We start from the raw sequence: 10,252 nt of genomic DNA, 5'->3' as shown, positions 1-10,252 counted from the left end.
GCGAAACAGGTGACGGTGACCACCACCGGGTGGTCGGACTTCGTGTTTGCGCCGGGGTATGTGTTGCCGTCGCTGGATAGCGTGGCGGCGTATGCGCAGCAGCACAGACATCTCCCGGGGATTCCGTCGGCGGCGGAGGTCGAAAAGGGCGGGCAGGACCTCGGGGAGATGAACAAGCTGCTGTTGCAGAAGGTGGAGGAGCTGACGCGTTATGCCATCGACGCGCAGCGGCATGCGCGGGCGCAGGATTCGGTCATTGCGGAGCTGAAGGCCCGGATGGATAAACTGTCTAATCCTTGAGCATCCCCTGTCCCTTGACGAGCCAGGAGAGCCCGAAGGCCCAGAGGGCGATGCCTTCGAGGAAGAAAATGGGGTGGTAGGGCGATAGCGGCACGGCGACGGCGGGGACGAGACCGGTCAGCACGATGCCCACCAGCGCGATGAGCATCACGACGCCGCATACGCGGTAGACGATATTCCGGTGGCGTTTGCGGCGGGTCATCGCGGACGGGGCGTCGGTTTTGGTAAAGAGGAACAGGGAGATATAGGCGAAGGTCAGGAACATCAGCGTCGCGGCCGTGAAGTGGACGACACAGACCCAGTAGGCGCATTGGTAGGTCACCACGCTGTAGAGCGGGGCGGGGTCGGCGGGGAAGAACGCGATCGTCAAAGCGAAGACCGCCGCCAGCCGGGAGGTGACGCGGTCGGCCCGGTTGTAGCCACGGTAGCAATACAGGAAGAAGGCCACCACGCAAAGCGTACCGACGAAAACGCCACCGATGCGCGTGTAGAAATAATGGCTGAGGCTGGGTTCCAACCGTCCTTCGCCAAAAATGAACGCGAGACCTGCCACCAGCAGGATGGGCATAAGGAGGCCGAGCAGGCCGACGCCTCTACGGATGGCCATGAAGGAGACGACCATGGGGGCGTCGGCGACGCTCGGGGCGCCTGGGACCTGGACGGGCGCGGGACCCGAAGGGCGGTTTGGTTTTGCCATGGCAGCCAAGATACCGCGACCTGGGATACCGGCCAAGGGGAAAAAGCCCGTCAGTCGCCGGCAAGAGCCGCCAGCTCGTCTTCCGTAAAAACCCGTGAACGGATCAGGAAACGTACACCCAGCGGTATTTCCAAGGAAAAACTGCTGCCCCGTCCAGGGGTGACGTCGAGTATCAGCTGGGTGTGTTTCCAGTACCCGAACTGGTCCGCGCTCATAAAGAAGGGGCAGCGATCGACCTCCCCGAGAAGGACGTCGCTGCTCCCTGTCTTGAACTCACCTTGCGTAAAACACATGGGTTGCGAGCCGTCGCAACAGCCCCCGCTCTGGTGGAACATGAGCGGCCCGTGCATCTCCCGCAGCCTTTCGATCAGGTCCAGGGCCTCATCCGTAGCGAGCACCCTGGCAATATGGGGATAGGCCAGCATACGTTAGAAGAAACCCAGTTTGGATTTGTTATAAGAGATGAGCATGTTCTTCGTCTGACGGTAGTGGTTGAGCATCATCTTGTGGGTCTCGCGGCCAAACCCGGATTTCTTGTATCCGCCAAAGGGCGCGTGCGCGGGGTAGAGGTGATAGCAGTTCACCCAGACCCGGCCGGCCTGTATGGCGCGGGGGACCTGGTAGAGCTCGTGCGCGTCGCGGGTCCAGACGCCGGCGCCAAGACCGTAGAGGGTGTCGTTAGCCATCTCGATGGCTTCGGCTTGGGTCTTGAAGGTCGTTACCGAGGTGACCGGTCCGAAGATTTCCTCCTGGAAGATGCGCATGCGGTTGGTGCCCCGGAATATGGTGGGCTCGATATAGAAACCGTGCTCGAGACCGCTGTTGATGTGGAGCGGGCCGCCGCCGCACAACGCCTGGGCGCCTTCCTGGCGGCCGATGTCCATATAGCTGAGTATCTTATTGTACTGGTCTTCGGAGGCCTGGGCGCCCATCATAGTGTCGTCCGCCAATGGATTGCCGACCTTGATCGCGCGCGTCCGGCGGACCACGCGTTCCATAAAGGCGTCATAGATGCTTTCGTGGACGAGCATCCGGCTCGGGCAGGTACACACCTCACCCTGGTTGAGGGCGAACAGCACGGCGCCCTCGATGGCCTTGTCGAGGAAGTCGTCGTCCTCATCCATGACGGAGGGGAAGAAGACGTTCGGGCTTTTGCCGCCCAGCTCCATGGTGACGGGCACCAGGTTTTCGGAAGCGTATTGCATGATCAGCCGGCCCGTCGTGGTTTCGCCGGTGAAAGCCACCTTGGCGACGCGGGGAGAGGAGGCCAGGGGCTTGCCCGCTTCCGGGCCAAAACCGGTGACGATGTTTACGACGCCCGGCGGCAACAGGTCCCCGATCAGCTCCATCAGACACATGATGCTGGTAGGCGTTTGTTCCGCGGGTTTCATCACGACGCAGCAGCCCGCGGCGATCGCCGGGGCCATCTTCCAGGTGGCCATGAGGAGCGGGAAGTTCCAGGGGATGATCTGCCCCACGACGCCGATCGGCTCGTGGATGTTCATGCTGACCGTGGTCTCGTCCAGCTCGGCGACGCTGCCTTCGTCGGCGCGGATACAACCCGCGAAATACCGGAAGTGGTCGATCGTGAGCGGGAGGTCGGCCGCCCGGGTTTCCCGGATGGCCTTGCCGTTGTCGATGGTCTCGACGGTGGCCAGGTATTCCAGGTTGTCTTCGATCCGCTGGGCGATCCGCAGCATGATGTTACTCCTTTGAGCTACACTGGTTTTGCTCCAGCCGGGGAATGCTTTGTGCGCGGCGTCGAGCGCGCGGTCGATGTCCTTGGCGTTTCCGCGGGCGGCCTGGGTGAAAACTTTACCGTCGATGGGTGAAATATTGTCGAAGTATTGACCGGATTCGGGGGCGACCCATTCCCCACCGATAAAGTGGTCATAACGGTCCTTAAATCGGGGTCGGACGGCCACGGGGCCGGCCGGTGCAGCAATCGTCGAGGTACTCATTGTAAATTGATTTTTGCGAAGATGGGGCGGCCGGTTTCGGGACTGCTGTGAATTCGTATTTTTTTTTAGCACAATCATACCTCTGGAGGAGTTTCGTCGTAACTTTTAGTCAACGATGCCAGCCAGACCAGACCCATTCCCGCTTTCGGACCGCCTCGATACCCTGGTGGAGAACCGCCGCGTGTTCAACCTGGATCATTGCGAGCTGAACATATACGAGTCCTACCAGCAGGCCTACCGGGTGCCGCTCACCTTTCACGATTTCGTCGTCACGAGCATGCTCCGGGGCAGGAAGGTGATGCATATCTTCGGCGACCCGGCCTTCGATTATCTGCCGGGGGAAAGCGTGATCGCGCCCGCGGGAGAAACGATGGTCATCGATTTCCCGGACGCCGAAGCCAACCGGCCAACCCAGTGTATCGCGCTCACCGTCGACGCCGCCTACGTCCGGGACACCGTCCACTACCTGGACGGATACTACCGGGGCGAAAAAGGGGAGGATACCGAATGGTCGTTGAGGTTCAACCAATACCATTTCGACAACGAGGCCGAGGTGTCGGGGCTGATCAATAAGCTGGTCCGCGTATGCAGCTGTGGCGACAAGGCCAAGAATATCTACGCCGACCTTAACCTGAAGGAGCTGCTCATCCGGTTGATCCAAAGCCAGCACCTCTACCAGATCTCCAGCGAAGCCGGCCGGCACGAAAACCAAAGCCGTCTCCACTTCGTGCTGCACTATATCCACGAGCACCTTACCGAACGGATTCCCGTGGATACGCTCAGCCGTAAGGCCTACCTGAGCCGCAACATGTTCTTCAAGTGGTTCAAGGAGCAGTTCGGGCTCACGCCCCTCGACTATGTCAACCGGGAGCGCATCCGTTTGGCCAAGGAGCTCCTCGCCACGTCGCCGGGCTCGATTTCGGACATCAGCGCCCGCTGCGGATTTACCGATGTGAACTACTTTGTGCGGGTGTTCCGCAAATCCGAGGGGGTTACGCCGGGGGCGTACCGGCGGGCAGGTACTCCACGAGCTTATTGAATAATTCCTTTGGGTGAAAGGGCTTGGACACGTAGTCGTTCATCCCCGATTCACGAATCGAGCCCAGGACATCGGGCTCGGCGGATGCCGTCAGGGCGATGATGGGGATATTCCCATGCGCAAGCCGTAAGAGTCGCGCCGCCTGGTAGCCGTCCATCACGGGCATTTGCAAATCCAATATAATGAGGTCGTACCGGTTGCGCTCCGCCTCCTTCACGGCTTCGGCGCCGTTCTCTACCGGCATAACCACCAGGGACCATGTCTCCATGAAACGCGTGGCGATGGCACGGTTCATCTCGCTGTCTTCGGCGAGCAGGACTTTGTAGCCGCGCAACCGGCCGTTTTCGTGGCTCATCATGGCCTGCGCTCCTATAAGGTTTTTGCGTAGCATAAGGGAAAATGTAAATGTTGATCCTTTACCCGGCTCGCTGTCGACCCCGATGTCGCTGCCCTGTAGCCGGAGCAACCGGCGCGCGATAGCCAGCCCAAGCCCCGCGCCTCCGAAATGGCGCGCGGTGCCGGCGCTGGCCTGGATGAACCGTTCGAAAATGGCTTCCCTGAGCGCTGGCGCTATCCCGATCCCGGTATCCCGTACCCGGAAGTCGATGGTCACCGTCGACGCATCCTGGGTTTGGGCTTGACATTGGACGGTCACTGCGCCGGACGGGGTAAACTTGACCGCGTTGCCGACGAGCTGATGGAGCACCTGCGACAAGCGCGTGGGATCGCCCACCAGCCGGTCGGGAAGCGAAGGGTCCAGCCGGAGCGTCAGCGTGATCCCCCTTTCCTTCGCTTCGGACCGGAACGCGTGCAAGACGTCTTCCAGCACCTCCTTCAGGCAAAAATCGACGGACGCGAACCGCACGTTCCCGTTCATGATCTTGCCATAGTCCAATAGGTCATTTACGAGCGATAACAATTGCCGGCCCGAAACCCGCAATCCTTCGACCTGCCCGCGCTGCGCCGGGGAAAGCGCCTCATCCAGCAGCAGGTCCGTGACGCCGATGATACCGTTGAGCGGCGTTCGGATTTCATGACTCATGTTGGATAAAAACATTTCCTCGGATTGCTTGCAGGACGTTTTGTCCCACATCAGCCAAAGATAGCCGCCTTCGACGGCCGTTGGAATAAAGTCGACCCAGGCCGTGGAACCGTCGGGTCTCTGAAGCCTGAAGGAAATGGTTTTGCCGAGCCACTCCCGGTCTTCCCGATGGATCACCTGCGTCCATCCCTTATCGAGGGCGTCGGCTTCCGCGAGTCCCCATATGTCCAGGCAACGGTGACTGAAACGAGTACAACGGTAATCCCGGTCGGTGAGGAACCAGCCCACCGGAAATACGTCATCCATTGCCTGGAGGATGGCTTCGCTCGACACGTTGGGGGACATGGAAACGTTGAAGGACATTGTTTTAAATTAACAAATTCCATACAAGTGCCGGCAGCGGCGGAAAAGATGAACAAAATAGTCGCCCGTCTTCCGGGAATCAGAATTTCCTTCCGGAATATGGAACGAATTAGAATTATTCTAATTTTCATTTCATTGAATATTAAATAGTTAACCTGTTGGCATGGTGCGTGAAAACAGCGCAGGAAACATCCTCGTATGCACCTGCACCTCCGCCTCCTTGCTGCCGTTACCGTTGCCATCAGCTGTACCAAAAGCACCCCGTCGCTGTCTCCTTCGGCTCCCATCGACGCCCAAACAACCGTGTATGAGAGCCGGGACGAAGCCCTGGCCGACTATACCACCAACTACCTGGGTTCATCCCTAAACGGCGTTACCTGGAACGGCGACGTCGAGAATTGCGACGCCGGTACGACGTCGGCCGAAGACAAGGCTTTGACGCTTCAACGCCTCAATTATTTCCGCAGGCTCTCGGGCTTACCCGACGGGGTGACGCTGGTCGATTCCCTCAACGACAAGGCGCAGCAGGCGGCGTTGATGATGAAGGCCAATAACCAGCTGAACCATTACCCGGACCCGGGGTGGCATTGCTTCAGCCCCATGGGGCAGCTGGCCGCCGCCCGCTCGAACCTGGCGCTGGGAGTGACCGGTCCAGACGCCGTCACGGCCTATATGCAAGACGCGGGGTTGACCAATGTAGGTCACCGGCGCTGGGTGCTTTTCCCCTCACTGACCAAGGCGGGCACGGGGGATACCGACTTCTCCAACGCTCTTTGGCTGATCGGGGACTTCGGCAACCGTCCCGCTTTGCCCTTCGTCGCCTACCCGGGCAACGGTTTTATCCCGTCTCCCCTCGTTTTCCCTTACTGGTCTTTCTCCGTGGAGGCAGCGGATTTCAGCCAGGCGACGATCCAGGTCACCGGTCCGTCGGGCGAGTCGCGCAGTGTTTCGGTGTTCACCCCGGAGATGGGCTGTGGAGACAACACCCTCGTCTGGAACATGAACGACCTGAACACGGATACGCTTACCGCCGATCGCAGTTTCCGGGTGAATGTTTCCCATGTATTGGTGGGGGGACAACCCAAGGATTATCAATATACTGTATCCATAGTGGCAGTGGCCGTTCGCTAACCAGGCCGGGTTTCCGGCGTTTTCCAGCGCTCTCCGGCGCACTCCGGCGATTAGGATACGCGGGAGCGCGTGCGTACCTTACCAGCGCGCTCCCCGTATGCCGGATAAGTTTATCATATTCATCGTCGAAGACGAGCCTTTCTATGGCGGACTGCTTAAACACCACCTTTCCGCCAACCGCGACCATGAAGTACACCTGATGTCAACGGGTAAGGAATGCCTCGACCGCCTTCACCTGCAACCCCATCTGATCACCCTGGACTATTCCCTCCCGGACGCCAACGGCCTCGACCTTGTCAAACGCATCCGCAGTCAGGCGCCCCAGGTCCCCGTCATCGTCGTCAGCGGGCAGGAGGATGTCGGGGCCGCGATCCAGGTCCTCAAGGCGGGGGCCAGCGATTACTTCGTTAAGGACGAGCACACCCGGCCACTGTTGTGGAATGCCGTACTGCGCCTCCGCAAACAGCGCTCCCTCGAGCTGGAAGTCCTGTATTTAAGGGGCGAGCTCGACAAGCAATACGACCTCGTTCACCTGCTCAAGGGTAACAGCGCCGCCATGCAACAGGTGCACAGCCTGGTCAGGCGTAGCCTGCACACCAATATCAACGTCTCGATCACCGGGGAGACCGGCACGGGCAAGGAAGTCGTCGCCAAAGCCATCCACTTCAACTCCGCCCGTAAGCAACACCCTTTCGTCGCCATCAATATGGGCGCCATCCCCCGCGACCTGCTCGAAAGCGAGCTCTTCGGCCACGAAAAAGGTGCGTTCACCGGCGCCATCGCCCGCAAAATCGGTAAGTTCGAAGAAGCCAACGGCGGCACGCTGTTTCTCGACGAAATAGGCGAAATGGAATTCGCCCAGCAGGGCAAGCTCCTCCGCGCACTCCAGGAGCGCGAGATCACCCGGATCGGCGGGAAAGACCGCATCCCCCTCGACGTGCGCCTCATCGTGGCCACCAACCGCGACCTGATGGACGAAGTCCGCGGCGGCGCTTTTCGCGAAGACCTTTACTACCGGCTGATCGGTTTACCCATCCAGCTCCCGCCGCTGCGCGAGCGCGAGAGCGACATCCTTTTGCTGGCTAAACACTTCCTCGGTGAATTTTGCCAGGACAATCACCGGGCCCTGCCAGGTCTGAGCGCCGAAGCTTCCGCGAAGCTCCTGCACTATCACTACCCGGGGAATGTCCGCGAGCTCAAGGCGGTCATGCAGCTGGCCGCCGTGCTATGCGAAGGCCCCGAGCTGACCGCGGATAGTATCATGTTCAGCGCAGTCCGTCGCGGAGCCTCGCTGCTTGACGAGGAAAAAACGCTAAAGGAGTACGAGCGCGACATCATCCTGCATTTCCTGCGGCGGTATGACAACAACGTCCTGCTGGCAGCCCAGCGCCTCGGCATCGGCAAGTCAAAGGTCTACGCCATGCTTCAATCCAGGGAAATCATAAGACCATGATGGCCGGACGTCTATACGATGCGTCCCGGCTCCAGCTGTTGGATGGGAATGACAGTGGGATCGTATCGTTTTTCCTTGGGCTGTTTTTGGAGTCGGTGCCACCGGCGGTGGCGGAGATCCAATCCGCCTATGTTGCCGGCGACCTGGCACGGGTGAGGGCGCTGGCGCACCGGATCAAGCCGTCGATATTGGAATTGGAGATACGGTCGCTGGCGGCGACTATCGCGGAGATAGAGGCCGGCGTTGGATTGCCCGGGAATATTGAGCGGCTCTGTTCGGTGATGGCGGTCGTCGTGCGGCAAATGCGGGAGGAACTACAATAACACACAGGCCGCCGGCGCGTTGGCCTCCCACATCAGCCAGAGATAGCCGTCTTTTGTCACCAGCTTTATCAAATCGACCCAGGCAATGGCGCCATTGGGTTTGCGGAAACGCAAATTAGCGGACATGCCCAAACGCTCCCTGTCATCGGGATGGACGGCCTGCAGCCAGCCTTCACCCGCGGCCTCCGTTTTCTTCAACCCCATTATCTCCAGGCAGCGGCGACTGAATTGCGCGCTGCGGTTCTGCCGGTCGGTCAGGAACCAGGCCTCCGCGGGGAACATCGTCTCTTCAATGATGGTGTTTTTCATCGGGTCAAGTTAGGAAAATGGCGCGGATGTATGCGGAGGGCGGAGTTGAATGAACAAAATAACCCGTCGGAACGGCCAAAATTCCTACTTTAGCACCAACGATTGCTTCATCAAACCTGATACCATGCAAAGCCATCAGGAGCGCCATGTGACTGCGGAGGAGTTTAAATGTATTTTTGACACCTATAAGAACCGGGTCTACGGGTATGTGCTGGCCGTGGCCCATTCGGCGTATACGGCCGAAGAGATTACGCAGGAGATTTTTCTGAAGCTTTGGTTGTGCCGGGACATGCTGGGTCGGGTCGACAACCTGGAAGGGTACCTGTTCACTATCGCCCGGCACAAGACCCTGAACCATTTACGCAAAGCCGCCACCGACGCCCGGCTGCTTCGGGAGCTCCAGTCGTTGATGCGGCCGTCCGCCAACGATGTGGAGGAGCTTTCCCTGTCCACCGACTACGACCACATCGTCCAGGAGGCGGTGGCCCTGTTGTCGCCGCAACGCCGGCAGGTGTACCAGCTCAGCCGGGTAAAGGGGTTGAACCACGAGGAGATCGCCGTTCATCTGCAGCTCTCCCGGAGCACGGTGAAGAACCACCTGGTGGAGGCGCTGCGGTTTATCCGGGGACACCTCGGGCGCAACGGGGGGATTTTGGCGATCCTGGTTTTTTTTATGCTCGATTAGTCCTATCGATACCTGGCAAGTGTCTTGCCTGGGATGGACCAGCCAATCCGATTACAATTCCTTTTTGACCGCTACTTATCCGGGACCTGCTCCCCGGAGGAGGTGGAAGAGCTCGTGCACCTGCTCCGGCAGGAGGGGGCAGACCTGTACCTGGACGAGCGGATGCGCGCGCTTTGGCGGCAAAGCGGCGACGACGCGCACCCCGTGGACTGGGACCGGATGCTGGAGGATATACAGCGGTCGGATGCGGAGTTGAGCAGGCTGAGCGGCGGGCGGGGTGCGGGGCGCCTGGGAACGGGGCCCGGGGGGATACGGCTTCGTGGCGTACGGCTCCGTGGCGGGCGTCTCGTGGCTTGGTCGGCTGTGGCGGCGGCGGCGCTGGGCGTGGGCGCGTGGTGGGTGTGGCCCGCTTCGAAAACGGCGCCGGCGACGGTGGCCGTCGCACCCTCGAAACCGGCGATCCACACCGTGCACCTGCCGGACGGCAGCACGGTCGTGCTGAACACCGGGAGCCGGCTCGACTATCCGACGGCGTTTACAGGGCGGACCCGCGAGGTATACCTCAGCGGGGAGGGCTATTTCGACATCCGGTCGGTGCCGGGACAGCCGTTCCTGGTGCACAGCGGACAGCTGACGACGCGGGTGCTGGGGACGACCTTTGACATCAAGGCGTATCCGGGGCAGAACATCGATATAACGGTGACGCGCGGGAAGGTACAGGTGCTGCGCGACAGCCGGTCGCTGGGCACGCTGGTGGCCAACCAGCAGATACATTTCGTACCGGAGTCGTCGACGGTCCGGCAGGCGCGGGTGGATACGGGGCCGATCGTGGCCTGGAAGCCCTCCGAGATTTTCTACGACAACATCACGATGGATTCGGCGGCGCGCAACCTGGCGCTGCGCTTCGGGGTAACGGTGACGTTCACCCACGAGACGCTAAAGGCGTGCA

The 10,252-nt window shown here is 60.3% G+C and carries 11 protein-coding genes and 1 pseudogene; 7 read left to right on the top strand and 5 right to left on the bottom strand.

Features of this window, described 5'->3' with window-relative positions; all coding sequences use genetic code 11:
* Positions 1-300: pseudogene (locus VL547_RS23835) on the top strand (hypothetical protein); the annotation flags it as partial.
* Here the strand turns inward: VL547_RS23835 and VL547_RS23830 are convergent.
* The 3 genes from VL547_RS23830 to VL547_RS23820 are packed head-to-tail and all read right to left on the bottom strand — an operon-like array spanning position 290 to position 2,958.
* The gene (locus VL547_RS23830) at positions 290-997 is read right to left on the bottom strand and encodes a hypothetical protein (protein ID WP_325582765.1); all 708 of its coding nucleotides are present in this window, start codon (positions 995-997) and stop codon (positions 290-292) included. The pseudogene VL547_RS23835 and the gene VL547_RS23830 overlap by 11 nt on opposite strands.
* Before the next feature lie 50 nt (positions 998-1,047).
* A complete protein-coding gene (locus VL547_RS23825) occupies positions 1,048-1,422 on the bottom strand; it encodes a DUF779 domain-containing protein (RefSeq protein WP_325582763.1) in 375 nt (124 codons plus the stop codon).
* Between the two features lie 3 nt (positions 1,423-1,425).
* Positions 1,426-2,958, bottom strand: a complete 1,533-nt coding sequence (locus VL547_RS23820; RefSeq protein ID WP_325582761.1) for an aldehyde dehydrogenase family protein — start codon at positions 2,956-2,958, stop codon at positions 1,426-1,428.
* 115 nt (positions 2,959-3,073) lie between these two features.
* Here VL547_RS23820 and VL547_RS23815 point away from each other — a divergent pair, with 115 nt between their 5' ends.
* Positions 3,074-3,997 (top strand): AraC family transcriptional regulator, encoded by a 924-nt coding sequence (locus tag VL547_RS23815; protein ID WP_325582759.1) that lies wholly within the window; start codon positions 3,074-3,076, stop codon positions 3,995-3,997.
* Here VL547_RS23815 and VL547_RS23810 read toward each other — a convergent pair.
* The gene (locus VL547_RS23810; protein ID WP_325582757.1) at positions 3,951-5,402 is read right to left on the bottom strand and encodes an ATP-binding protein; all 1,452 of its coding nucleotides are present in this window, start codon (positions 5,400-5,402) and stop codon (positions 3,951-3,953) included. The genes VL547_RS23815 and VL547_RS23810 overlap by 47 nt on opposite strands.
* A 198-nt stretch (positions 5,403-5,600) precedes the next feature.
* On the opposite strand from VL547_RS23810, the gene VL547_RS23805 reads away from it, so the two are divergent.
* The 3 genes from VL547_RS23805 to VL547_RS23795 all read left to right on the top strand — a co-directional run bounded on the left by VL547_RS23805 (position 5,601) and on the right by VL547_RS23795 (position 8,309).
* Positions 5,601-6,533: a CAP domain-containing protein gene (locus VL547_RS23805; RefSeq protein WP_325582755.1), complete on the top strand. Its 933-nt coding sequence runs from the start codon at positions 5,601-5,603 to the stop codon at positions 6,531-6,533.
* A gap of 97 nt (positions 6,534-6,630) precedes the next feature.
* Positions 6,631-7,986, top strand: coding sequence for a sigma-54 dependent transcriptional regulator (locus tag VL547_RS23800; RefSeq protein ID WP_325582753.1), 1,356 nt, complete (start codon positions 6,631-6,633; stop codon positions 7,984-7,986).
* Complete coding sequence (locus VL547_RS23795) at positions 7,983-8,309, top strand: hypothetical protein (protein ID WP_325582751.1); 327 nt, start codon at positions 7,983-7,985, stop codon at positions 8,307-8,309. The genes VL547_RS23800 and VL547_RS23795 overlap by 4 nt, the downstream gene beginning before the upstream one ends.
* Here VL547_RS23795 and VL547_RS23790 read toward each other — a convergent pair.
* Positions 8,301-8,618 carry a PAS domain-containing protein gene (locus VL547_RS23790; protein WP_325582749.1) on the bottom strand — a complete coding sequence of 106 codons (318 nt, stop codon included), beginning with the start codon at positions 8,616-8,618 and terminating at the stop codon, positions 8,301-8,303. The genes VL547_RS23795 and VL547_RS23790 overlap by 9 nt on opposite strands.
* Positions 8,619-8,742: 124 nt before the next feature.
* On the opposite strand from VL547_RS23790, the gene VL547_RS23785 reads away from it, so the two are divergent.
* A complete protein-coding gene (locus VL547_RS23785) occupies positions 8,743-9,303 on the top strand; it encodes an RNA polymerase sigma-70 factor (protein WP_325582747.1) in 561 nt (186 codons plus the stop codon).
* Positions 9,304-9,336: 33 nt separating this feature from the next.
* On the top strand, positions 9,337-10,252 hold a 916-nt coding region (locus tag VL547_RS23780), incomplete at its 3' end, for a FecR family protein (protein WP_325582745.1).

It is taken from the genome of Dinghuibacter sp. (assembly GCF_035492835.1).
GTDB lineage: Bacteria > Bacteroidota > Bacteroidia > Chitinophagales > Chitinophagaceae > Dinghuibacter.
Note: the sequence above shows the minus strand (reverse complement) of the source record. Positions and strands in the feature narration are given on the sequence as shown.

Bases quoted from the DNA above. Each gene is read 5' to 3' on its own strand.
- VL547_RS23830 (WP_325582765.1), bottom strand. From the start codon at position 997: ATGGCAAAACCAAACCGCCCTTCGGGTCCCGCGCCCGTCCAGGTCCCA.
- VL547_RS23825 (WP_325582763.1), bottom strand. From the start codon at position 1,422: ATGCTGGCCTATCCCCATATTGCCAGGGTGCTCGCTACGGATGAGGCC.
- VL547_RS23820 (WP_325582761.1), bottom strand. From the start codon at position 2,958: ATGAGTACCTCGACGATTGCTGCACCGGCCGGCCCCGTGGCCGTCCGA.
- VL547_RS23815 (WP_325582759.1), top strand. From the start codon at position 3,074: ATGCCAGCCAGACCAGACCCATTCCCGCTTTCGGACCGCCTCGATACC.
- VL547_RS23810 (WP_325582757.1), bottom strand. From the start codon at position 5,402: ATGTCCTTCAACGTTTCCATGTCCCCCAACGTGTCGAGCGAAGCCATC.
- VL547_RS23805 (WP_325582755.1), top strand. From the start codon at position 5,601: ATGCACCTGCACCTCCGCCTCCTTGCTGCCGTTACCGTTGCCATCAGC.
- VL547_RS23800 (WP_325582753.1), top strand. From the start codon at position 6,631: ATGCCGGATAAGTTTATCATATTCATCGTCGAAGACGAGCCTTTCTAT.
- VL547_RS23795 (WP_325582751.1), top strand. From the start codon at position 7,983: ATGATGGCCGGACGTCTATACGATGCGTCCCGGCTCCAGCTGTTGGAT.
- VL547_RS23790 (WP_325582749.1), bottom strand. From the start codon at position 8,618: ATGAAAAACACCATCATTGAAGAGACGATGTTCCCCGCGGAGGCCTGG.
- VL547_RS23785 (WP_325582747.1), top strand. From the start codon at position 8,743: ATGCAAAGCCATCAGGAGCGCCATGTGACTGCGGAGGAGTTTAAATGT.